This window comes from Pelagicoccus sp. SDUM812002 (assembly GCF_031127835.1).
Classification (GTDB): domain Bacteria; phylum Verrucomicrobiota; class Verrucomicrobiia; order Opitutales; family Opitutaceae; genus Pelagicoccus.
In genome coordinates, this window is the sequence record NZ_JARXHX010000132.1 from 1 (window position 1) to 464 (window position 464).

A 464-nucleotide genomic window follows, 5' to 3' on the forward strand; every position below is an offset into this window, starting at 1 on the left:
GGGCTCAACTTCTTCGGCTGGCCACTCGCCGCTGGCGACCACTCCTTCTCCCAATCCAGCTTCGCCACCAAGATCTACTCCTCCGGTATGGTGCTTCCTGGATACGTCGGCATGGACCCTTATTCCATCGGCACGCCTGGAGCGGGCGGCCCCGCCAGCTCTGCGCCCAATGCCCTCTCGGCCACTCCTTATGTCTACCTAATTCCGGCCGGCCTAGACACCATGCGCATGCCGCCATTCGGCGATACCAACGAAATCCGCACCTGGACCGTGAAGGACCAAGCCTTGCCGCTGCCCAAGAACATCGGAGCTACCGACTACTCCGAATTCCAGTTCTTCACGCCACAAGGCTCGCTTAACGAGCAGCTCTGGATCCGTCGCAAACACGAAGCATTCCGTGCCGTGGACGATCCCGTCTACTTCTACAGCTCCATGCCAGCCGAGTTTACTAACACGCGCCTCGT

The 464-nt window shown here is 60.1% G+C and carries 1 protein-coding gene; it reads left to right on the plus strand.

Annotated elements, in window-relative coordinates:
* Positions 1–464: hypothetical protein (locus QEH53_RS24020; protein WP_309025776.1), on the plus strand; the 464-nt coding region annotated here is incomplete at both ends.